This is a genomic window from Paenarthrobacter sp. NPDC057355, assembly GCF_042667405.1.
Classification (GTDB): domain Bacteria; phylum Actinomycetota; class Actinomycetes; order Actinomycetales; family Micrococcaceae; genus Arthrobacter.
Genome location: NZ_JBHVAL010000009.1, coordinates 1 through 20,075 on the forward strand (window position 1 = coordinate 1; position 20,075 = coordinate 20,075).

The following is a 20,075-nucleotide window of genomic DNA, read 5'->3' on the forward strand; positions in this document are numbered from 1 at the left end:
ACGGAGTCGTCTGGCGGTACCCCTGTCTGTTCCACGAAACCTGGTTAAATTTCTTCGTGGCCGGGCACCTGCGGTACATGGGTGTCGCTGCCGCGGTGGACATGGCCACACGCGGCATCGCGACTCTCGAAGAATACTTCGGGCTTGAGGCAGCGCCTGACTACCTCTAGTTCTACCTAGACGGCCATCTCGCTGGAAGCGCCCAAGCGCTCCTTGACCACGGCTGCGAGTTCCGTGCAGATGCGCTCGGCGGTTTCCATGTCTGCGGCTTCCACCATCACGCGGACCAGTGCTTCCGTGCCCGAGGGGCGGAGCAGCACCCTGCCGGTCTCGCCGAGTTCCAGCTCAGCCGCGGCAACAGCGGCCGCCACGCCCTCGTCAGTTGCGGCGCGGGCCTTGTCGACACCCTTGACGTTGATCATGAGCTGCGGGAGCTTGGTCATCACGCCGGCAAGGTCCTGAAGGGAGCGCCCGGTAAGTGCCACCTGCGCTGCAAGCTGCAGGCCGGTCAGGACTCCGTCGCCCGTGGTGGCGTAATCGGAGAAGATCACGTGACCGGACTGTTCGCCGCCCAGGTTGTAACCGCCGTCGCGCATTTCCTCCAGTACGTAACGGTCACCAACACCGGTTTCACGGATGGTGATGCCTGCGTCGCGGAGGGCGATCTTGAGGCCGAGGTTGCTCATGACCGTGGCAACCAGGATGTCGTCCTTGAGTTTGCCGGCATTCTTGAGGGCCAGCGCCAGGATCGCCATGATCTGGTCGCCGTCCACTTCGTTGCCTTCATGGTCGACAGCCAGGCAGCGGTCAGCATCGCCGTCGTGTGCTACGCCAAGGTCCGCGCCGTGCTTGACGACGGCTTCCTTCAGCGGACCAAGGTGGGTTGAACCCACGCCCTCGTTGATGTTCAGGCCGTCAGGCTCGGCACCGATCACCACAACGTCCGCGCCGGCGTCCTTGAACACCTGGGGCGAGCAACCACTTGCGGCGCCGTGCGCGCAGTCCAGCACCACTTTGAGGCCGTCCAGGCGCTTCGGGAGTGTGCGGAGCAGGTGCACGATGTAGCGGTCCTCGGCGTCCGAGAAGCGTTGGATGCGTCCGACGTCGGCGCCAACGGGCCGCTGCGGCTCTTTGCCCAGCTGCGCCTCGATAGCGTCCTCGACGTCGTCGGGCAGCTTCTGGCCGCCCCGTGCGAAGAACTTGATTCCGTTGTCCGGCGCAGGATTGTGGGAGGCGGACAGCATGACGCCGAAGTCGGCGTCGAGGTCTGCCACCAGGTACGCCGCGGCCGGGGTGGGAAGGACACCGGCGTCGTAGACGTCGATACCGGAGCTGGAAAGCCCGGCCTCCACGGCGGCGGCGAGGAATTCACCACTGGCCCTGGGGTCCCTGGCGACTACCGCCCGGGGCCGTTTTCCATCCGTCGCACGGTCATGGCCGAGTACGACGGCGGCCGCCTGCGCGAGCTGCATAGCCAGTTCGGCGGTGAGTAATCCGTTCGCGAGACCGCGCACGCCATCTGTTCCAAATAATCTAGACATCGGGTCAAGTTTAGACGACGCCACGGCACCAGCTGTTCATGGGGTCGTTGACGCGCCCGTCCTGGCTCACCGCCAAGGGTTGGTTAAACGACGGAAGCCCGCTCCACCAAAACGGTGGAACGGGCTTCCGATACCCCACAAATGATGGGGCGAAGCGAATTAACGCTTGGAGTACTGCTGAGCCTTGCGTGCCTTCTTGAGACCGGCCTTCTTACGCTCGATGACGCGGGCGTCACGAGTCAGGAAGCCAGCCTTCTTGAGGGTGGCGCGGTTGTTCTCGACGTCGATCTCGTTCAGCGAACGGGCGATGCCGAGGCGCAGTGCACCAGCCTGGCCGGAGGGGCCACCGCCGTGGATGCGGGCGATGACGTCGTAAGCACCTTCGAGGTCAAGAACGCGGAACGGTTCGTTGACATCCTGCTGGTGCAGCTTGTTCGGGAAGTAGTTGGCCAGCTCGCGGCCGTTGATGATCCACTTGCCGGAACCCGGAACAACGCGAACGCGTGCGACGGCTTCCTTGCGGCGGCCAACAGCTGCACCGGCAACGGTCAGTGCCGGGCGCTCCTTCTTGGGAGCATCTTCAGCAGCGGCGCTGCTTTCAGAGGTGTAGCTGGTGAGGTTTTCCTCAGCCTCGACGGCTTCGGCGGTCAGTTCTTCGTTCTGAGCCACGGTTCTCCTTGTAATGAAAAGTTGGTTGGTGGCCAGGACTACTGGGCGACCTGGGTGATTTCGAAAGTCTTCGGCTGCTGTGCAGCGTGGGGGTGCTCGGAGCCTGCGTAGACCTTGAGCTTGCCCAGCTGCTGAGCTGCCAGGGAGTTCTTGGGGAGCATGCCCTTGATGGCCTTCTCAACAGCGCGAACCGGGTTGGATTCCAGCAGCTCGGCGTAGTTGACGGAGGTCAGGCCGCCCGGGTAACCGGAGTGGCGGTAAGCGCGCTTCTGCTCCAGCTTGGCGCCGGTGAGGGCAACCTTTTCAGCGTTGATGATGATGACGAAGTCGCCCATGTCCATGTGGGACGCATAGGTCGGCTTGTGCTTTCCGCGCAGCAGTGTTGCGGTCTGGCTGGCAAGACGACCAAGGACAACGTCGGTGGCGTCAATGACGTGCCACTGGCGGTTGATATCGCCGGGCTTCGGGGTGTACGTACGCACGGTTTTGCCTCGTTCTTGTTCTGGCGTTCATGTTTTAGGCGACACGCAGTGAGTCGTGTACCTACTATGTATGCGCTACCGGAGCAGAGGTGAGGGCTCTATGTACCAGTTGTCCCAAGATCTCGAAATGCCTCCGGAGTTAGCGATCCTGCAACTGGATCCCCCTGAAGGCATGTGTCATCGAGATAGGACACGCACAACGACTCTAAACAATACCGGTAACGGGCCTCCCGGGTCAAAATGGGGTTACCGCACCTGGGGGTACCTGTGTTAATGAGGGAGAGCACGTGACTGACGGACTTGCCATGCCGCTCCTGCTGGCGCTTGCCGGCTTGCTGCTCAGCCCCTTGTGCGAGTTGCTCATCGCCCGCTCGCTGCCGCGGCTCGGCGGCCTCCCTCCCCTTAAGGTACGGATTACGACGGCGGCGCTCACCGCATTGCTCTTCGCTTTGCTTGGGTGGCGGTTTGGAATGGCGGCGGAATTGCCGGCCTTTCTTTTATTGGCACTTTTAGGCGTTCAACTTTCCCGCATTGATTTCACGCTTCATTTGCTCCCAAACCCCCTTGTCCTGGTCCTTCTTGCCGGCGCCTTGGGACTCCTGGCGCTGTCTTCCGTGCTCGATCCGGGCTGGGTTGACCTGCTCCGGGCACTCGCCGGAGGCTTCATACTCTTCGTTGGCTACCTGATTTTGGGACTTATTTCGCCGGGAGCCCTCGGAATGGGCGATGTGAAGCTCGCCGCACCACTTGGAATGTACTTGGGCTACTTGGGATGGCAGCAAGTACTCTTCGGAGGATTGCTGGGATTCGTGGTGGGCGGGGTGCTGACGGTGCTGATGTTACGGCTGGGATCCGCGGAAAAGCGCGTCGAAACCGCCCACGGCCCCGCAATGGTCCTCGCGGCCTTTGGCGTAATTCTCGCCCTGCACTGAGCCCGGCCAAGTACGTGCTTTGCTCCCTTCAAGGGCGCCTTCAGAATAGTAAGCCTCCTGCTGAAACCAGGTAGTTCCCCCTTGTTCAGCCACCAAAACTGAGTACTTCACTCCCCCGCGCTTGCGGGGCAAGTAATGCGTGCCCGAATAAATCGAGTACGGCTACGCATTGTGGCTTTTGACGTGGCTGCGCAATTCTTATGTCATCGAATTCCGAACGGGCAAGCGATAACAGCCCTTCGAGCTCCGATAAATCTACACTCTCGCAATAACCATTCATTACCCTCAAACAAATTCATTATCTGGGAAGGATTTTCCAATGTCTGCTTTCATGATCAACACCATCGCTTTCATCGCCGGCGTCAAGGACCGCTTCACCAAGGAAGAGAAGGGCGCGACGATGGTTGAATACGGCCTGATCGTCGCCGCCATTGCAGTGGTCGTAGGTGTCGCAGCCGTAGCACTCGGCGGCAGGGTCAGCCTTCTGTTCGGCGGCATCCTCCCGTAGTTCCGGCCTGCGACGTGGTTGGTCGCGGCTGCCGCTTGGCAACCACGACCAACCCGTTGCTTTAAAGACACACTCTGTTGGGATCTGGGACCGGGAGATGGACGTGAAATCCACAACGAATGAGCGTGGCGCTGCGGCCGTGGAATTGGCCCTCATACTGCCACTCTTGCTGCTAATCCTGTTCGGAATCATGGAATTTGGACGTGCCTTCAACGTCCAGGTTTCCCTTACGCAGGCTGCCCGCGAGGGTGCCCGCTATGCCGCGGTGCACTATCAGGACGGTGGACTAAACGTCTCCGGAGCGGCGTTGAATGCAGCGCCGGCCTTGGATGGACTCGGGGTCACCGTCACTGACAACGCTTCGAGTTGCGCTCCAGGATCCAACGTGAACGTAACAACCAGCGTGTCGCTGCCGTCGATGACCGGCTTCCTTGATGGCATCGGCATCTTTCCCCTCAACCTTTCCGGAGTGGCGGTGATGAGATGCGGCGGCTGACCAGGGTCTTTAAGCGGGCCTGCGGGTCCTCTGACGAACGCGGCGCATCCACTGTCATCGTTGCCGTGCTCATGGTGGCGCTTCTCGGATTTGCCGCCTTGGCTGTAGACGTGGGAGCTGTTTATGCCGAAAAAGCGCAACTCCAGAATGGCGCGGACGCCGCCGCGCTGGCCATCGCAACCGACTGTGCCAAGGGCAGCTGCGGAAGCACGACGTCCACGGGCAATCAGTTTGCCAACAGCAACGCAAATGACAACAGCAGCGGCGCTTCAGTCTCGTTTCCCGCTGCAACTACCGTCCGGGTGGTAACCAACGCGCGGGACACGAGTGGGCAGAACAGTTTGTCACTGTACTTCGCCCAGGTCCTCGGATTTGAAACAGCTTCAGTGGGCGCCTCTGCGGAAGCTTCCTGGGGAGCTCCGTCCAGTGCCACCACCCTGCCGTGGACTGTCAGCGAATGTGTTTTCAAGAAATATCTATCTCCGGCCCAGCTGGCCTCGCTGAACTCCACAGGTAACTTTTCCGGAGATCCCATCCCAACCCACGTGACGCTTCGCTATGACACGAATGCTCCCACAGTAGGTGGATGCGCCGCACAGAACGGCTACCAACCCGGTGGCTTCGGCTGGCTGCAAACCACGTCTGCGTGTTCAACAGATATCAACGTCGGCGCGGTAGTCCAGGGACAACCCGGCAACCATTTTCCCAATGGCCCCACCTGCAATACGGTGCTGGCCCACATCATGGACGAACCCGCATTGATTCCGCTTTTCAAGACAGCGGCTCAAAACGGAAACAAAACAAAGTACACGCTCGTCGGATTCGCAGCATTCCAGGTGACCGGGTACAAGTTCGACGGGGGCCAGAAGCTGGACCCCGCAGCGCCCAACTGCACCGGTAATTGCAGGGCACTACAGGGGTATTTCTCCCGTTTCGTGTCGCTCGAAGAGGGTTCCCAAGTTTCGGGTGGCATTCCCAACTATGGAGCGTCGGTGGTAACGCTCACCGAATAGGCGCTCCCTGAGCGCCTGCCACCAATCTCACGAGAACTCGAAGGGAGTTACCAAGTGAAAACACGCCTACTGGGAGGCATTGCCGCACTGCTGTTGGCAGTCATAGGCACCGTATTGCTGGTCACCTATGTACAGGGAGCAGACAAGCGGGCGCAGCAAGGGCTTGATCCCGTAAACGTACTTATCGTCAAAGAACATATTGCAGCCGGCACCAAGGCCGAGGACTTAGGGTCCAAGGTCAAGATTGAGACGTTGCCGCAATCCGCTGTCGCACCCGGAACCGTGAGCGCCTTGGCCGATCAAAAGGGCAAGGTCACATCCGCGGATCTTCAGCCAGGCGAACAACTGTTGGAACTGAAAATGGTGAGCCCAAAGGATCTGGTTCCAGGAACCGTCCCAGTCCCGGAGGGTCTGCAGGAAACAACCTTCGTACTGGCCCCGGAACGCATGCTCGGCGGCAGAATAGAGGCCGGCGACACGGTGACGGTTTTTGCTTCGTTCAAGCTGGACGATCCCGTACCTGCAGGCGCGAATCTTCCCGCGAACCTGACAGGTTGGAAGAACTTCACAGAATTGCTGTACCACGATGTCTTGGTGACGGCCGTTCAGCAGGCCGCTCCAGACACCGAAAAATCAGGTGGAACGGACAAAGCAGTTGCCCTTCCCAATGGCTCAGCCTATGTAACTGTGGCACTAAGCGACGCCAATGCAACGAAGATGGTCTTCGGCTCGGAATTCGGCACTTTGTGGCTCTCCAAGCAGACGGACAAGACGGCGAAGAGCGACCCGCCGACGACAACTTTCGGAGGGCTGGTCCAATGAGCCGCTTCGTAGCCATCACTGCTGTTCGCGAATTTGAAGGCCGCGTCCGCCAAGCAATCACAGGGGCCCTGCACGGTGACCTGCAGACCTTGTCTCCATCAGCCCTCCAATCAGGCACTGATGAAATCTTCAGTCAGCTGACGGGGGCGCCGCCCGAGGTGATGATCCTGGGTCCCGGAGTCAATCCTGACGATGCCTTCAAGCTGGCAACGGTGATGGACCTTCAATACCCGGAAATAAGTCTCTTGATGGTTGCCGATCCCACTGCTGAGGTTGTGCTGAAAGCCATGCACGCAGGGGTCAGGGATGTCGTGGCACCTGAAGCGGAGGTGAATGAGCTTCGGGTACTTCTGGAGCGCGCGTGCTTGGCTGCGGCCAGCCGGCGACGTGGCATGCAGCCCGCCGCTGATTCCGGGCAGGAGCGGGGTCGGGTCATTGCCGTCATGTCGCCCAAGGGCGGCGTGGGGAAAACCACCGTAGCCACGAATCTCGCCATTGGGCTGGGAACCCTCGCACCGATGAGCGTGGTAATAGTCGATCTCGACCTGCAGTTCGGTGACGTCGCTTCCGGTCTGATGCTGGAACCGGAACACTCCATCACTGAGGCTGTGCATGGAGCTGCGGCCCAAGACTCCATGGTCCTCAAGGCGTTTCTGACCGTCCACCCGGCCGGAATCTATGCCCTGTGCGCACCCCGGAAGCCATCCGACTCGGATTACATCACTGCAGATCACGTCACCCGGCTCCTCACCCAACTGGCCACGGAATTCAAGTACGTGGTGGTGGACACCGCACCTGGACTTGGCGAGCACTGCCTTGCCACCCTGGAATTGGCCACCGACGGCGTGTGGGTTTGTGGGATGGACGTACCAAGCATCAGGGGTCTCCGAAAGAGTTTCAGCGTCCTGAAAGAGCTCCAACTTCTGCCACAGGGCCGACATACTGTGTTGAATTTTGCGGATCGAAAGAGCGGTCTGTCTGTGCAGGACGTCGAGGCAACAATCGGAGTGCCCGTCGATACTGTGATACCGCGTTCAAGGACGCTCCCCTACTCCACCAACCGCGGCATTCCCGTGTTGCAAGGCACAGCCAGGGATACAGCTATTAAGGGCTTACGGAAGCTGGTTCAGCGCTTCGACCCAAGGCTGGAGTCGGCGCCGCACAACAAGTTGCACCGAAGGGTGGTCGTCTCATGAAACTGTCCGAAAGGCTTTCGAAGAACAATCCGCTTTCCCTCGCTTCCGCCGAAGAATCACCTTCTCCAAGGGTACTCACCGAAGGCGAATGGGCCACTCCGCCTTCGCCAACGACTCCCATGCTGGGTGGTGCGCCGACAGCTCCCGCTGTGGATGCACTGGCAGGGCTTAAGAAGCGGGCTGCGGACTCCCTCTTTGAGCGCATTGGAAGCAGAATCGCAGATGCCTCGTCGTCTGAAGAGGACCTCCGCTCCTTCGCCGTGGAAGAGCTTTCGGCGGTGATCGACGATGAGCAGGTTCCTCTTTCTCCGGAGGAACGACGCCGGCTCATCCGTGAGATCTCCGACGAAGTGATGGGCTACGGTCCTTTGCAAAGGTTGCTGGAGGATCCCTCCGTCACGGAAGTCATGGTGAACCGCTTCGACCAGATCTACGTGGAGCGTCACGGTCAGTTGGCCCTGACGGAACTCCAATTCAGCTCGGATGACCACCTGCGGAAGGTGATCGAACGAATCGTTTCCAAGGTCGGACGCCGCATCGACGAATCTTCTCCGTTGGTGGATGCCCGCTTGGAAGACGGTTCCCGTGTCAACGCGATCATTCCTCCCCTGGCAGTCAACGGCCCCTCGCTCACCATCAGGAAATTCAGCCATGTTCCTTTGACTGTTCGAAACCTGATCGAATGGGGCTCGATGAGCCAGGAGATGGCGGAGCTGCTGAGTGCGTGCGTTCGGGCCCGTCTCAATGTCATCGTCTCCGGCGGCACAGGCACGGGCAAGACGACGTTGCTGAATGTCCTGTCATCATTCATTCCGGAATCAGACCGCATCGTAACCATCGAAGATGCCGTGGAGCTCCAGTTGCAACAACGCCACGTCGTCCGGCTGGAGAGCCGCCCACCCAACATCGAAGGCAAGGGCGCCATCAGCATTCGCGATCTGGTCCGCAACTCGCTGCGTATGCGTCCCGATCGGATCATCGTCGGCGAGGTGCGCGGCGGCGAGTCCCTGGACATGCTTCAAGCCATGAACACCGGCCACGATGGATCGCTGTCCACCGTGCACGCAAACTCTCCCCGGGATGCGATTGCCCGCTTGGAAACGCTTGTGCTCATGGCCGGGATGGACCTTCCGCTCCGGGCGATCCGTGAACAAGTGTCTTCGGCAGTCGATCTGATTGTTCAGGTCACCCGCTTACGTGACGGAAGCCGACGCATAACCCACGTTACTGAGGTCCAAGGGATGGAAGGGGACGTAGTAACACTGCAGGACGCGTTCCTCTTCGACTATTCGGCGGGGCTGGATGCCCAAGGAAGGTTTTTGGGCCGGGCTGTTCCCACCGGGATGCGTCCTCGTTTCCTGGACCGGTTCGCCGAGCTGGGCATTCAGGTTTCGCCTGCGGCCTTCGGTGTCGCCACAGTGCCCGTGGGGAGGCGATAACCGTGGATTCTCCAAGCGCGTTTATCCTGGCCATCGCCCTCTGCATAGGTGCTCTCGTCATCCTGGTTGTGGTTGTCCTTAAACCGCAACGCAGCAGTATTCCCATCGAACGGCGCCGGCTTGAAGCCCCCACTGATACCTCAGCCGTGGGCATGGTCTCCGAGACAGCCGTCAGGTTCATGGACACCGCGCTCGGACGCTCAGGGGGACCATTCAACCGGGAGGTTCTCTATCAAGCCGGTGTCAAACAAGCACCGGCCGATTTCATGGTGCTTGTGGCCGCCAGCGCACTCGTCACAGCAGTAGTCAGTTCCCTGGTTTTCGGTGTCTTTGCCGGCATCTTTTTGGCCGTGCTGGTCCCTCTCCTGGCCAAACTGGTCCTGGTCCTCAAGACACAGAAACGTCGTGCAAAATTCGAGCTGCAGCTGACGGACACTATCCAAATGCTGATAGGTGGCCTCCGTGTGGGGCATGGAATCATGAGGTCTTTGCAGGCTGCGGCACAAGAGTCGCAAGCCCCGACGTCCGAAGAGTTGAGCCGCATCGTCAACGAGGTAAGAGTCGGCAAAGACCCACGCCAGGCAATCGAGGACTGCGCAACACGAATGGACAGCGAAGATTTCCAGTGGATAGGCCAAGCTATCCAAATCAACCGCGAAGTAGGCGGCGACCTGGCCGAGGTTCTGGAGCAGGTCGAGGGAACCATCCGGGAGCGGAGCGAAATCAAGGGCCATGTACGTGCCCTCAGCGCTGAAGGCAAGATGTCTGCGGTGGTTCTCATGGTTCTCCCCCTGGCTGCAGGGATGTTCATGTCGGTGCTGAACCCTGGCTACTTGAAACTGTTTACGGGCCATCCTTTGGGGATCGCCATGATCGTCATCAGCGTGATCCTGTTCGCCGTCGGCGGCTTCTGGATGAGCCGCACCGTGAAGATCAAGTTCTAGGAAGAGGCAACACTCATGACTCCCATTGCATGGCTCATCGTCGCCATTATCGTGCTGCCGCTGGCGTATTTTGCCTGGTCCCTGATCAGCATCGACCGTAAGGGCATCGTTGCCATCCAGACCAATCTCGGTTCCGGCTTCACGCAAGGTGGTGGAGTGAATCTCCAACGCCCACCGCTCCTGCTGGGCGTCGCCCGGAAGCTGACCCCTGGAAGCTACGAAGCCAAGCTCGACCACTGGCTTGCCCTCGCTGGGCGTCCGATGTCGATGCCACTCCCCAGACTCTTGTCCCTGAAACCGGCACTGGCGCTGACTGGGGCAGCCAGCGGTGCCCTCCTGTTTGTACTTAGCCCGGGGGCGGGAATATTGGGACTGGCCTTGATTCTGACAGTCTTCCTTTATTTCCTTCCTGATCTCCTGATCTACAACACAGGCATCAAACGGCAGGAAGCCATAAAGCTGGAGTTTCCGAATACCTTGGATCAAATGCTGATCTCGGTGGAGGCTGGACTGGGATTCGAAGCCGCGATGGAACGAACCGCAGCACAGGGGTCCGGGCCGCTGCCCCAGGAGCTCATACGCACGCTGCAGGACATCCAAGTGGGTCGTCCCCGGCAAGAGTCTTATGAAGCCCTTGCCGAGCGCTGCGCTGTACCGGACATCCGCAGCTTCGTCCTGGCAGTCATCCAGGCCGATAAATACGGGATCGGTATCGCCAACGTGCTTCGGGCCCAGGCCAAGAAGGCACGCGTCAGGCGGCGGCAGAGCGCGGAAGAAAGGGCGATGAAGCTGCCGGTCAAGGTGCTCTTCCCGTTGCTGTTCTGCATCTTCCCGGTGCTCTTCATAGTCCTTCTGGGTCCCGCGGCCATCAGGATCATTCAGGCCTTCGCCTGATCCTGTCTACGGGATATAAGACCGGCACTTCGCGGATCCCAGACCACGGAGTGCCACAACGGCCCCCTTCCGGTACCCAGAGCCGGGAGGGGGTCCTCCCACAACCCACAGGAAGGAACCGACGCGTTCGAGGACAGCAATTCACTCAGTAGCCGGCCCCGAGGAAGGCAAGTACCGGCCGCTATACCCGAGTAGCGACCCCTGGGAGAAGTCGAGTACGCAGTACTGATGCCCGGGACAAACAGCTTCACTTACACTCCACGTACAACGTGGGAATCTCCCCAATCCTGCGAACGAAACATGTGAGGGAACCACCATGAAGACGTCCATGATCATCCGGAAACCCGAGCACGGAGGTACAGCACCCTTTGCTGTTGCCGCACTGCTCTCGGCTCCCTTCCTCGCCGCGGCACCGACTGCTGTCGAGATCGATTCGAACGCTATTGATAAGTCGATCGTCTGGGTTGACACCACTTGGTCGGCAACAGTGCAGGTTCCCTTTAAGGACGGAACCACCGAAACCTTCAGAACGACATTGGTGGGCTACTGCACTGGTTGGTTCGTCAGCGATACAGGCCACGTAGCCACCGCGGGCCACTGCGTTGATGCCGACGATGCCCTCTACACCAACATCTACGCAAAGATCATCGACGAACAGGACCTCACCGGCGTCAAGGCCGCCGACGTCAACTGGCCCATGACTCTGGGCGATCCCGTGATCAAGATCGACCAACCATCGGGGATCGACGGCGGAGTCCTCAGCGGCAAGACTGCAATCACCGCCCAACTCATCGCCAAGCAGGGCTTCGAAAAGGGCGACAACGCCCTGCTACGGATCGCGGACATGAAGGACACCCCCGCTCTGGCCATCGGTGCCCAGGCGCCGAAGGTCCGCGAAAAGGTAACCTCGATTGGCTTTCCTGACCTGGTGGGTTCAACATCGGATGTTGAACGCCAGAAACCTTCGTACCGGTCCGGCGCGGTCAGTTCGCGGAGCTATTCAACCCAGGGAGTTCCCCGAACTGAGATTGACACCGACATCACGCCTGGCATGTCCGGTGGGCCTTCCATCAACGAGGCCGGTCAAGTCATCGGCATCAACTCGGCCTACGTCTACCAAGGCGCGGGCCAGGCAAACTACATCACCGACACCCAGACATTGCGTGACTTCCTGACCTCCAACGGCGTCAAGCTGTCAGCCGCGCCATCCAGCGCCACCCCTGCGGCTGCTGCCGACGTTCCAAGCGGTCCCACGCAGACGGCGTTTGAAGTTCCAGCGTGGCTGATCGGCATCATCGCCGTCTTGGTACTGGGGTTGGCGGCCATGGGAGTCCTTCTGGCCAGGAGTATGCGGAAGCAGCCCAAGCCCCTGCCCTACGCCCCCGCGCCTTCCGGTGGACCTGTACCTCCGACCGGGCCCGTTCCCCAAAGCGGCCCCGTCCCTCCGGGCGGAGCGACGCCATGGACACATGATCCAGATGGACACAACAACCCCTACCGGGCTCCTTAGGGCCTAAAAAACCACCTGGGACGCCGAGGAAGTTGCGCGGGTGCCGAGGAACTCCACACCAGTTGAAAACCAGGACCGTGGTTCGCTTCGGGCCCGACATGGCACCGCGGACGGACGCCGGCCTGCTCGGGCACGCCGCGCGTCGCCTGGCTTACTCGCGCCGGGCCCGCGTCAACTCAGCCCGCGCCAGCAGCTCACTATCGGACGGGTAGGCCACTTCTTCCAGGACCAGCGGATGAGGCGCGGCCAGCGCGGACTTCGCATCCCTCTTACGCTCGAGCAGACGCTCGTGAAGCCACACTGGAGGCTCCAGCCCCTCCCCCACTCGCAGGGTTGAGCCAACCAACGAACGCACCATGTTGTGGCAGAACGCGTCAGCCTGCACCGTGGCCACAATGACGCCATCGCTCCCCCGTGCAAACGAGAACTTCTGCAGCTCACGGATGGTGGTGGCACCCTCCCGGGGCTTGCAGTACGAGCGGAAATCCTGGAGCCCCAGCAAGGACTGTGCGCCCTCATTCATCAAGGAAACGTCCAGGGACGCCTTATGCCAGAGTGTGATGCTGCGGAGCAACGGATCCCAATGCCCTGGACCATCGGCAACCCGGTAGCTGTACCTGCGCCACAACGCCGAAAAACGCGCGTCGAAACCCTCCGGTGCCAGACCGGCGTCGTGCACTTCCACTGCCCCGGTAAGGTCCCCAAGGATGCGGCTCAAAGCGCCGCGGAGGCGCCGCAAAAGTGCGACGGCGGGATCAAGTTCGTGTCCTCGCGGCAGTGACAGCCACTCAGCTTCGGTGACATCGAAGTGCACCACTTGGCCGCGGGCGTGGACACCGGCGTCGGTCCGGCCAGCGACGGTTACACGAACGCTGCGCTGCAGGAGCAACGCCAAGGCTTCTTCAAGGGAGCCTTGCACGGTCCGCAGGCCCGGCTGCAATGCCCACCCGCTGAAAGGGCCGCCGTCGTAGGAAAGATCAAGCCGGATACGCAAAAACCCGCCGCCCCCCAAAACGGGGGCAGCGGGTTTTTGTTCGTTCATAGACTCAAGTCTACTGTGAAGAATTCAGTGAATTACTTCTTGTCCTCAGCGGCCGGAGCCTCTTCGGTCTCAGCAACTTCAGCGTCAGCAGCTTCGGCTTCAGCGGCCGGAGCCCCTTCGGTTTCAGCGGCTTCGGTCTCTACGGCTTCGGTCTCAACGACCTCTTCCTCGGCAGCCGGAGCAGCCTTGGCAGCGGCAGCGGTTGCTTCAGCAACAACGGCCTGCTTCGGGGAAACCGGCTCGAGGACGAGCTCGATGACAGCCATGGGAGCGTTGTCGCCCTTGCGGTTGCCGATCTTGGTGATGCGGGTGTAGCCACCATCGCGGTTGGCAACGGCGCCGGCGATGTCGGTGAACAGCTCGTGGACAACGCCCTTGTCGCTGATCAGGCCGAGAACGCGGCGGCGGGAAGCGAGGTCGCCACGCTTGGCGAAGGTGACCAGACGCTCTGCGTACGGCTTGAGGCGCTTGGCCTTGGTGACCGTGGTGGTGATGCGCTTGTGCTCAAAAAGAGCAGCTGCCAGGTTCGCGAGCATCAGGCGCTCGTGAGCCGGGCCGCCTCCGAGGCGCGGACCCTTAGTGGGGGTAGGCATAGTTATTTCTCCTGTTATGTGAGCCGGTCAGGTCCATTGCTGGACCCGGCGGCCAAGATCTGCTGTTTAGAGCTCGTCGTCGCTGAACGCGGCGTCGTCCTCTTCGATGGCTGCGGCGCGGGCTGCGAGATCGAAACCGGGAGGGGAGTCCTTGAGGGACAGACCCAGTTCGACGAGCTTTGCCTTGACCTCGTCGATGGACTTCGCACCGAAGTTACGGATGTCCATCAGGTCAGCCTCGGAGCGGGCAACGAGTTCACCCACGGTGTGGATGCCCTCACGCTTGAGGCAGTTGTAGGAACGGACCGTGAGGTCCAGATCCTCGATCGGCAGAGCCATGTCCGCTGCCAGGGCAGCGTCCGTCGGCGACGGGCCAATCTCGATACCTTCAGCTGCGGTGTTCAGCTCACGGGCCAGACCGAACAGTTCCACCAGGGTGGTGCCTGCGGAAGCAACAGCATCGCGCGGAGCGATTGCCTGCTTGGTCTCGACGTCGACAATGAGCTTGTCGAAGTCGGTGCGCTGCTCAACACGGGTAGCTTCCACGCGGAAAGTTACCTTCATGACCGGCGAGTAGATCGAGTCGACCGGGATACGGCCGATCTCGGAGTCGCCGGACTTGTTCTGAGCTGCCGAAACGTAGCCACGGCCGCGCTCGATGGTCAGTTCGAGTTCGAACTTGCCCTTCGAGTTCAGAGTGGCAATGTGCAGATCCGGGTTGTGGAATTCGACGCCGGCCGGCGGAGCGATGTCCGCGGCGGTGACGACTCCGGGGCCCTGCTTGCGCAGGTAAGCAACAACCGGCTCATCGTGCTCGGAGGAAACCGAAAGGTTCTTGATGTTCAGGATGATCTCGGTGACATCTTCCTTGACACCCGGAACCGTGGTGAACTCGTGCAGCACGCCATCGATCCGGATGCTGGTTACAGCAGCACCGGGGATGGAGGAGAGCAGGGTACGGCGGAGGGAGTTTCCGAGGGTGTAACCGAAGCCCGGCTCCAGCGGTTCAATGATGAAACGGGAGCGGTTCTCGGATACAACTTCTTCAGACAGGGTGGGGCGCTGTGCAATGAGCACTTAGGTTTCCTTTCGGCGAGCATCCGCTATATGACGCAACACAGGTGGTGGAAATCGGCTTCGGTTTCCAGCCTGACCAGCCGGGCCATGCTTGTGGACGGTCAAACCATTCACAGCAGGCCCGGCCAGTCAGGCAGGTTGAACCTAATTAGACGCGGCGGCGCTTCGGCGGGCGGCAACCGTTGTGGGCGCTGGGGGTGACGTCCTGGATGGAGCCAACCTCGAGGCCAGCAGCCTGAAGCGAACGGATTGCGGTTTCGCGTCCCGAACCCGGTCCCTTGACGAAAACGTCAACCTTGCGCAGACCGTGCTCCTGAGCGCGCTTTGCAGCAGCTTCGGCAGCCATCTGGGCAGCGAACGGGGTGGACTTACGGGAGCCCTTGAAGCCAACCTCACCGGCGGAAGCCCAGGAGATCACAGCGCCAGTCGGGTCCGTGATGGACACGATGGTGTTGTTAAAGGTGCTCTTGATGTGCGCCTGTCCAAGCGCAATATTCTTCTTATCCTTGCGACGCGGCTTACGAACCGCTCCACGAGTCTTCGGGGGCATTGTTTCTCCTACAGAAAGTTATCGGGGGAAAACCAGGTCAATCCCGAGGGATTAACGTCCGGCCTTCTTCTTGCCGGCGACGGTGCGCTTCGGGCCCTTGCGGGTACGAGCGTTGGTCTTCGTACGCTGTCCGCGTACGGGCAGGCCCTTGCGGTGGCGCAGGCCTTCGTAGCTGCCGATCTCAACCTTGCGGCGGATGTCAGCGGCTACCTCGCGGCGAAGGTCACCCTCAACCTTGTAGTTGCCTTCAATGTAGTCACGCAGCTGAACCAGCTCGGCGTCAGTCAGGTCCTTGACGCGAACGTCAGCGCTGATGCCGGTGGCAGCCAGGGTTTCGTGTGCACGGGTCTTGCCCACGCCGTAGATGTAAGTAAGCGCAATTTCCAACCGCTTTTCGCGGGGAATGTCTACGCCAGCGAGACGAGCCATAGTGGCGGTACTCCTTGAATAAACCGGAGGTCGTAGGCAGTACACCCGCACTTTCAGTGCGGCCCCAGCCTCCGACCGGGGGTTCGCTGACCAGGCTCTGTAAAGCAGTCCTGGCACAGCTTGTGCTGCCTTTATTTACTTGCGTGGGCTAGCAACCCAGGTTTGCCCTTGCGGGCGCTGATTCCCGGAAGGGGAATTAGCCCTGGCGCTGCTTGTGGCGCGGGTTCTCGCAGATCACCATGACCCGGCCGTTACGGCGGATCACTTTGCACTTGTCGCAGATCTGCTTGACGCTCGGCTTGACCTTCATGGCGTTCCTTTGCGTGTTTTGCAGTTGATCTGCTGGAGCGGCTTGGCACTATTGCCTGCCGCCCAGCAATTTACTTGTAGCGGTAGACGATACGACCACGTGTGAGGTCGTATGGGCTCAGCTCCACCACTACCCGGTCCTCTGGGAGAATCCTGATGTAGTGCTGACGCATCTTCCCAGAGATGTGTGCGAGAACGACGTGCTTGTTGGTGAGCTCAACGCGAAACATCGCATTGGGCAGCGCCTCAGTCACAACGCCCTCGATCTCAATGACCCCGTCCTTCTTGGCCATATCCTCCGCTAACTGTTGTTTGCCGCCGTCCTTCGATGAGGCACCGAAGATCCAACGGACGTTTTTTGTTTGCTTGACCGTCCTGGAACCACGACACCAAAAAGGGCGCGGCTGCACAGACAACCAACAAATAACTCTACGCCACTCAGGCTGGAAAGTTAAATCCGACCATGGTAGCGCACGTATCCCCGGTCGTCACTCCCCCGCAGCTCGATAGGCAGGGAAGCTGCCCGCCGCCGTCGTAATGCTTTTGGCCGACTCAACGCCGTCCAGGATGGCCAAGCGGACCGCTTCGGCAGCCGCGCTTTGCAGGGTAATCAGGGATACCTGCCGCGCTTGTTCGCTGCTTCGGTCAATGGCGACGGCGCCAGTCGCCAGGGCGAAAACGGTGTCGCCGTCCGCCAAAGTGTGGGACGGATCAAGCGCCCGCGCCAGTCCCGCATGTCCGGATGACGCGGTCCTCTTGCACTCAGCCACATCCAAAACCGCATTCGTCGCGATCACGACGAGCGTCGTGTTCAGGCCCTGCGGTTTCGGCCGTGGGTCTGCGACCCTCTGCGCGCTCGGTCGTTCCTCCCCCACGGCCCCCTCGCCTCGCAAGCTCGGCCAGGGAACCCCGCCGTCGTGGCCCCACCTTAGACGCGCGCTGCCGGGTCCCAGCCCCACCGGCGAACCCAGAGCATTGACTATGGCGATGGCTCCAACAATAACGCCGCTTCCAAGCTCGATCGAGGACGTTCCCACACCACCCTTGTGCTGCCCGCGCGCAATGACGGCACCGGTTCCGGCACCAACGTTTCCGCGTTCGACGGCGGCACGGTCACCTGAGGCGAAGGCCGCGGCGGCTGCCTGGTAGCCCATCTCCTGGTCGGGTCGGGCGTGTACGTCGCCACCGCGTCCGAGGTCGAAGATGGCAGCGGCCGGAACAATCGGAACCACGGCTCCGGGGACAGAGAATCCCCGCCCTTGTTCTTCGCACCACCGCTGGGCGCCGTGGGCCGACACCAAGCCGAACGCGCTCCCGCCGGTCAACACCACAGCGTCCACCGTGGAAACCAAGGTGGTGGGGTCGAGGGCGTCGGTCTCATGTGTTCCCGGGCCTCCACCGCGCACGTCAACGGATCCAACCGTTCCGGGCGGCGGAAGGACCACGGTCACACCACTGAGCCACCCGTCGTCGTTCTTCTGCACGTGCCCAATCCGGATGCCGTCAACGTCGGTGATCGAATTCATGGCTCCATTCTCCACCCCGGCACCATCGCCCGCCCGTTACAAAACGGGAGTCGAGCCTCGAATACGAATGCGCGGGTAACGCCCGGTAAACGATCCCGGAAGTGTAAGACAACTCTCGCTACGGAGGCGGCTTTTGGCCGTGGACGGCACCGCCAATGTGGTGAGCTAGGCCTGTCTTCGCCGCCCCTGGGAGGGAGCAGGCGCCCCACATTCGCCGAAACCGTGAGTACTACATGACTGCCCCTTTGATAAACAACCGCAGTGCCGAGCCCATCAAGGCACGGCCGCGCTGGTCCGGCCGGAGCCGCAAGGATTTTGTGGTGTTCCTGGCCATGGCCCTGCCGAACCTGGTATTGATCGGAACCTTCACGTATTGGCCCCTGATCAACAACATCTACTACTCCACGCTGGACTGGACCCTTGGCTCGGCAAAGGCCACTGTGGTGGGGCTGCAGAACTACGTCACGTTCTTCACCAGCGAGGATGCTCCCAAGGTCCTGGGAACCACGGCAACCTTCACCGTGCTGACCGTAGGGGGCTCCATGGTTCTGGGTTTGCTGGTGGCCCTGGCCTTGAACTCGAAAGTCCGGGGCACCACGTTCGCCCGCTCTGCGGTGTTCGCGCCCTATGTCCTCTCCGGAGTCGGCGTCGGCTTGGTGTGGTTGTTCATCTTCGATCCCGGGTACGGAGTCCTCGCCTGGATTCTCCGGGGCCTGGGCCAACAGAGCCCGCAGTGGATCAACGATCCCCAGCTTTCCCTGGTGATGGTCATCATCGTGTACGTGTGGAAGAACCTGGGCTACTGCGCCGTGGTATTCCTGGCCGGGCTGCAGTCCCTTCCCCGCGACGTGATGGAGGCTGCCGCGCTGGACGGGGCCAACAGTGTCCGGCGGTTCTTCAACATCTCACTGCCGCTGCTTTCCCCCACCACGTTCTTCCTTCTGATCACCACCATGCTCAGCTCCCTGCAGGCCTTCGACCTCATCCGGATCATGACACCGCTGGGCAACGGCACCAGCACCCTGATTTACGAGGCCTACCTGCAGGCCTTCGGCGCGTACAACAGGGCCGGCTACTCGGCCGCGATTTCGGTGATCCTCTTCGCCATCCTGCTGATCATCACCGTCCTCCAACTGCGGTTCGTAGAGCGAAAGGTCCACTACTCATGAGCGCCCCGGCACCCGTTCTGGTTCGTGAAGAAACCGAACAAGCCGCTCCTCCCGAACGTCCCCTGTCCAGGTCCAATCTCCTCCAGACAGTGGCAACGGGGTATGTCCCGCTGATCATCGCCACCCTGGTGGTGTTCCTGCCCTTGTTGTGGATGCTCCTGAGCTCCTTCAAGCAGCCCGGCGAGATCGTCACCATGGATCTCAAGATCCTTCCGGAGACGCTGAACCTGCAGAACTACGTCACGGCCATGACCACTGTCCCGTTCGCACAGTTCTTCGCCAACAGCCTGATCGTCACCGCGGTGGAATCGTCCATCAAGGTGGTCCTGGCAATCCTCACCGCCTACGCCCTGGTATTCGTGCGTTTTCCGTTCAAGAACGTCATCTTCGTGTTGATCTTGGTCGCTCTCATGGTCCCGGCCCAGGTCTCGATCCTGCCCAACTACATCCTGATCGCCGGTATGGGCGGCAAGAACACCCTCTGGGGCATCATCCTGCCGGGGCTTGGCACAGCGTTCGGGACCTTCCTCCTGCGCCAACACTTCCTGACCTTGCCGCCGTCGATCCTTGAGGCCGCGGAAATTGATGGAGCAGGCCACTGGCGCAGGCTGTGGCAGATCATCGTCCCTGTGTCCGTACCGTCCATCGCCACCGTGGCCCTGGTGACCGTGGTCAGTGAATGGAACGACTACATCTGGCCCCTGATCATCACCGACAGGCCCGAAACCATGACCTTGCCCGTTGGCCTGACTTTGCTCCAGAACTCTGAAGGCAACGGGGCAGGCTGGGGAATCCTCATGGCCGGAGCGGTACTGGTGATCGTCCCCATCCTGCTGGTGTTCGCCGCACTCCAGCGCTACATCGTTGCCGGCCTGACCCAAGGCAGTGTCACCGGTTGATTCTCCACCGCACTATTCGCATCAACGTCAGTTAT

23 protein-coding genes are annotated in these 20,075 nt (G+C 60.9%); 12 read left to right on the plus strand and 11 right to left on the minus strand.

What is annotated here, in order from left to right; all coding sequences use genetic code 11:
* Positions 1 to 176: 176 nt before the first annotated feature.
* The 3 genes from glmM to rplM form a co-directional block, all read right to left on the minus strand.
* On the minus strand, positions 177 to 1,541 hold the full coding sequence (glmM, locus tag ACFUOZ_RS11760; protein WP_377548207.1) for a phosphoglucosamine mutase: 1,365 nt from the start codon (positions 1,539 to 1,541) through the stop codon (positions 177 to 179).
* Between the two features lie 159 nt (positions 1,542 to 1,700).
* Entirely contained in the window at positions 1,701 to 2,210 is a 510-nt protein-coding gene (rpsI, locus tag ACFUOZ_RS11765) for a 30S ribosomal protein S9 (RefSeq protein ID WP_262275591.1), read from the minus strand.
* A 38-nt stretch (positions 2,211 to 2,248) separates the two neighbouring features.
* Entirely contained in the window at positions 2,249 to 2,692 is a 444-nt protein-coding gene (rplM, locus tag ACFUOZ_RS11770; protein ID WP_144659444.1) for a 50S ribosomal protein L13, read from the minus strand.
* 305 nt (positions 2,693 to 2,997) lie between these two features.
* On the opposite strand from rplM, the gene ACFUOZ_RS11775 reads away from it, so the two are divergent.
* The 10 genes from ACFUOZ_RS11775 (at position 2,998) to ACFUOZ_RS11820 (ending at position 12,446) form a co-directional block, all read left to right on the plus strand.
* Complete coding sequence (locus ACFUOZ_RS11775; protein WP_377548454.1) at positions 2,998 to 3,624, plus strand: prepilin peptidase; 627 nt, start codon at positions 2,998 to 3,000, stop codon at positions 3,622 to 3,624.
* Positions 3,625 to 3,943: 319 nt separating this feature from the next.
* On the plus strand, positions 3,944 to 4,132 hold the full coding sequence (locus tag ACFUOZ_RS11780) for a Flp family type IVb pilin (protein WP_377548210.1): 189 nt from the start codon (positions 3,944 to 3,946) through the stop codon (positions 4,130 to 4,132).
* Positions 4,133 to 4,229: 97 nt separating this feature from the next.
* Positions 4,230 to 4,628 carry a TadE/TadG family type IV pilus assembly protein gene (locus tag ACFUOZ_RS11785; protein WP_377548213.1) on the plus strand — a complete coding sequence of 133 codons (399 nt, stop codon included), beginning with the start codon at positions 4,230 to 4,232 and terminating at the stop codon, positions 4,626 to 4,628.
* A complete protein-coding gene (locus ACFUOZ_RS11790; RefSeq protein WP_377548215.1) occupies positions 4,616 to 5,641 on the plus strand; it encodes a pilus assembly protein TadG-related protein in 1,026 nt (341 codons plus the stop codon). Before ACFUOZ_RS11785 ends, ACFUOZ_RS11790 begins: the two co-directional genes overlap by 13 nt.
* Positions 5,642 to 5,695: 54 nt before the next feature.
* Positions 5,696 to 6,463 carry a Flp pilus assembly protein CpaB gene (locus tag ACFUOZ_RS11795; RefSeq protein ID WP_377548217.1) on the plus strand — a complete coding sequence of 256 codons (768 nt, stop codon included), beginning with the start codon at positions 5,696 to 5,698 and terminating at the stop codon, positions 6,461 to 6,463.
* Positions 6,460 to 7,659, plus strand: a complete 1,200-nt coding sequence (locus ACFUOZ_RS11800) for a CpaE family protein (protein ID WP_377548219.1) — start codon at positions 6,460 to 6,462, stop codon at positions 7,657 to 7,659. The genes ACFUOZ_RS11795 and ACFUOZ_RS11800 overlap by 4 nt, the downstream gene beginning before the upstream one ends.
* 119 nt (positions 7,660 to 7,778) lie before the next feature.
* Positions 7,779 to 9,098: a CpaF family protein gene (locus tag ACFUOZ_RS11805; protein WP_377548456.1), complete on the plus strand. Its 1,320-nt coding sequence runs from the start codon at positions 7,779 to 7,781 to the stop codon at positions 9,096 to 9,098.
* A gap of 2 nt (positions 9,099 to 9,100) precedes the next feature.
* Complete coding sequence (locus tag ACFUOZ_RS11810) at positions 9,101 to 10,042, plus strand: type II secretion system F family protein (RefSeq protein WP_377548221.1); 942 nt, start codon at positions 9,101 to 9,103, stop codon at positions 10,040 to 10,042.
* Positions 10,043 to 10,057: 15 nt separating this feature from the next.
* Entirely contained in the window at positions 10,058 to 10,936 is an 879-nt protein-coding gene (locus ACFUOZ_RS11815; RefSeq protein ID WP_377548224.1) for a type II secretion system F family protein, read from the plus strand.
* A 316-nt stretch (positions 10,937 to 11,252) separates the two neighbouring features.
* Positions 11,253 to 12,446, plus strand: a complete 1,194-nt coding sequence (locus tag ACFUOZ_RS11820; protein WP_377548226.1) for a trypsin-like peptidase domain-containing protein — start codon at positions 11,253 to 11,255, stop codon at positions 12,444 to 12,446.
* 151 nt (positions 12,447 to 12,597) lie between these two features.
* On the opposite strand, the gene ACFUOZ_RS11825 is transcribed toward ACFUOZ_RS11820, so the two are convergent.
* The 8 genes from ACFUOZ_RS11825 to ACFUOZ_RS11860 form a co-directional block, all read right to left on the minus strand.
* On the minus strand, positions 12,598 to 13,488 hold the full coding sequence (locus tag ACFUOZ_RS11825; protein WP_377548228.1) for a tRNA pseudouridine synthase A: 891 nt from the start codon (positions 13,486 to 13,488) through the stop codon (positions 12,598 to 12,600).
* Between the two features lie 32 nt (positions 13,489 to 13,520).
* Positions 13,521 to 14,081 carry a 50S ribosomal protein L17 gene (rplQ, locus tag ACFUOZ_RS11830; protein WP_377548230.1) on the minus strand — a complete coding sequence of 187 codons (561 nt, stop codon included), beginning with the start codon at positions 14,079 to 14,081 and terminating at the stop codon, positions 13,521 to 13,523.
* A gap of 66 nt (positions 14,082 to 14,147) precedes the next feature.
* Complete coding sequence (locus ACFUOZ_RS11835; protein WP_011775567.1) at positions 14,148 to 15,158, minus strand: DNA-directed RNA polymerase subunit alpha; 1,011 nt, start codon at positions 15,156 to 15,158, stop codon at positions 14,148 to 14,150.
* A gap of 148 nt (positions 15,159 to 15,306) precedes the next feature.
* Positions 15,307 to 15,708: a 30S ribosomal protein S11 gene (rpsK, locus tag ACFUOZ_RS11840; protein WP_021472435.1), complete on the minus strand. Its 402-nt coding sequence runs from the start codon at positions 15,706 to 15,708 to the stop codon at positions 15,307 to 15,309.
* A gap of 51 nt (positions 15,709 to 15,759) precedes the next feature.
* Entirely contained in the window at positions 15,760 to 16,137 is a 378-nt protein-coding gene (gene rpsM / locus ACFUOZ_RS11845) for a 30S ribosomal protein S13 (protein WP_011775569.1), read from the minus strand.
* 196 nt (positions 16,138 to 16,333) lie between these two features.
* Complete coding sequence (rpmJ, locus tag ACFUOZ_RS11850; protein ID WP_011775570.1) at positions 16,334 to 16,447, minus strand: 50S ribosomal protein L36; 114 nt, start codon at positions 16,445 to 16,447, stop codon at positions 16,334 to 16,336.
* A gap of 70 nt (positions 16,448 to 16,517) precedes the next feature.
* Complete coding sequence (gene infA, locus ACFUOZ_RS11855; protein WP_011775571.1) at positions 16,518 to 16,739, minus strand: translation initiation factor IF-1; 222 nt, start codon at positions 16,737 to 16,739, stop codon at positions 16,518 to 16,520.
* A 195-nt stretch (positions 16,740 to 16,934) separates the two neighbouring features.
* The gene (locus ACFUOZ_RS11860; protein WP_377548232.1) at positions 16,935 to 17,972 is read right to left on the minus strand and encodes a P1 family peptidase; all 1,038 of its coding nucleotides are present in this window, start codon (positions 17,970 to 17,972) and stop codon (positions 16,935 to 16,937) included.
* A 233-nt stretch (positions 17,973 to 18,205) separates the two neighbouring features.
* On the opposite strand from ACFUOZ_RS11860, the gene ACFUOZ_RS11865 reads away from it, so the two are divergent.
* The gene (locus ACFUOZ_RS11865) at positions 18,206 to 19,141 is read left to right on the plus strand and encodes a carbohydrate ABC transporter permease (protein ID WP_377548235.1); all 936 of its coding nucleotides are present in this window, start codon (positions 18,206 to 18,208) and stop codon (positions 19,139 to 19,141) included.
* A complete protein-coding gene (locus ACFUOZ_RS11870; RefSeq protein ID WP_377548237.1) occupies positions 19,138 to 20,040 on the plus strand; it encodes a carbohydrate ABC transporter permease in 903 nt (300 codons plus the stop codon). The genes ACFUOZ_RS11865 and ACFUOZ_RS11870 overlap by 4 nt, the downstream gene beginning before the upstream one ends.
* The last annotated feature ends 35 nt before the right edge of the window (positions 20,041 to 20,075 follow it).

Excerpts from the sequence above, each read along its gene's own strand:
- rplQ (WP_377548230.1), bottom strand. The coding sequence starts at position 14,081 with ATGCCTACCCCCACTAAGGGTCCGCGCCTCGGAGGCGGCCCGGCTCAC.
- ACFUOZ_RS11865 (WP_377548235.1), top strand. The coding sequence starts at position 18,206 with ATGACTGCCCCTTTGATAAACAACCGCAGTGCCGAGCCCATCAAGGCA.
- ACFUOZ_RS11815 (WP_377548224.1), top strand. The coding sequence starts at position 10,058 with ATGACTCCCATTGCATGGCTCATCGTCGCCATTATCGTGCTGCCGCTG.
- ACFUOZ_RS11870 (WP_377548237.1), top strand. The coding sequence starts at position 19,138 with ATGAGCGCCCCGGCACCCGTTCTGGTTCGTGAAGAAACCGAACAAGCC.
- ACFUOZ_RS11825 (WP_377548228.1), bottom strand. The coding sequence starts at position 13,488 with ATGAACGAACAAAAACCCGCTGCCCCCGTTTTGGGGGGCGGCGGGTTT.
- ACFUOZ_RS11780 (WP_377548210.1), top strand. The coding sequence starts at position 3,944 with ATGTCTGCTTTCATGATCAACACCATCGCTTTCATCGCCGGCGTCAAG.
- glmM (WP_377548207.1), bottom strand. The coding sequence starts at position 1,541 with ATGTCTAGATTATTTGGAACAGATGGCGTGCGCGGTCTCGCGAACGGA.
- ACFUOZ_RS11805 (WP_377548456.1), top strand. The coding sequence starts at position 7,779 with ATGCTGGGTGGTGCGCCGACAGCTCCCGCTGTGGATGCACTGGCAGGG.
- ACFUOZ_RS11785 (WP_377548213.1), top strand. The coding sequence starts at position 4,230 with ATGGACGTGAAATCCACAACGAATGAGCGTGGCGCTGCGGCCGTGGAA.
- ACFUOZ_RS11820 (WP_377548226.1), top strand. The coding sequence starts at position 11,253 with ATGAAGACGTCCATGATCATCCGGAAACCCGAGCACGGAGGTACAGCA.
- infA (WP_011775571.1), bottom strand. The coding sequence starts at position 16,739 with ATGGCCAAGAAGGACGGGGTCATTGAGATCGAGGGCGTTGTGACTGAG.
- ACFUOZ_RS11775 (WP_377548454.1), top strand. The coding sequence starts at position 2,998 with ATGCCGCTCCTGCTGGCGCTTGCCGGCTTGCTGCTCAGCCCCTTGTGC.
- rpsK (WP_021472435.1), bottom strand. The coding sequence starts at position 15,708 with ATGCCCCCGAAGACTCGTGGAGCGGTTCGTAAGCCGCGTCGCAAGGAT.
- ACFUOZ_RS11800 (WP_377548219.1), top strand. The coding sequence starts at position 6,460 with ATGAGCCGCTTCGTAGCCATCACTGCTGTTCGCGAATTTGAAGGCCGC.
- ACFUOZ_RS11860 (WP_377548232.1), bottom strand. The coding sequence starts at position 17,972 with ATGAATTCGATCACCGACGTTGACGGCATCCGGATTGGGCACGTGCAG.
- ACFUOZ_RS11790 (WP_377548215.1), top strand. The coding sequence starts at position 4,616 with ATGCGGCGGCTGACCAGGGTCTTTAAGCGGGCCTGCGGGTCCTCTGAC.
- rpmJ (WP_011775570.1), bottom strand. The coding sequence starts at position 16,447 with ATGAAGGTCAAGCCGAGCGTCAAGCAGATCTGCGACAAGTGCAAAGTG.
- rpsM (WP_011775569.1), bottom strand. The coding sequence starts at position 16,137 with ATGGCTCGTCTCGCTGGCGTAGACATTCCCCGCGAAAAGCGGTTGGAA.